A 310-nucleotide genomic window follows, 5' to 3' on the forward strand; every position below is an offset into this window, starting at 1 on the left:
AGGCGATAGGCAATCTGTGTAAATACAATGACCGCAAAACGGGGGATATTGGTGTTCGTTTTAAGCAATCCACTCGCAAAGCCCATAAGTTTAGCCAGCTACCCTATTTAAGCCGACAAGTCGTACTAAACCAAACAGTTGCTGCCTTGCCCCTTGGTTTCCCGATCGAGTTTACCTTACCTGATCGAGCATTTTGGCAAACCGCCACGGTGGGTGATAGTGGTTTAGTGACGTATAAGCTGAGCGAAGAGCAATCGCAAAAATGCTTTGTGTTTGAAAGTGCAGGCAAAACCATTTACTTGCCACAGTT

The 310-nt window shown here is 45.8% G+C and carries 1 pseudogene; it reads left to right on the forward strand.

What is annotated here, in order from left to right:
* Positions 1-310: pseudogene (locus tag CWC11_RS22175) on the forward strand (Tn7-like element transposition protein TnsE); the annotation flags it as partial.

The sequence above is a fragment of the Pseudoalteromonas sp. S3178 genome (assembly GCF_005886985.1).
Taxonomy (GTDB): Bacteria; Pseudomonadota; Gammaproteobacteria; order Enterobacterales; family Alteromonadaceae; genus Pseudoalteromonas; species Pseudoalteromonas carrageenovora.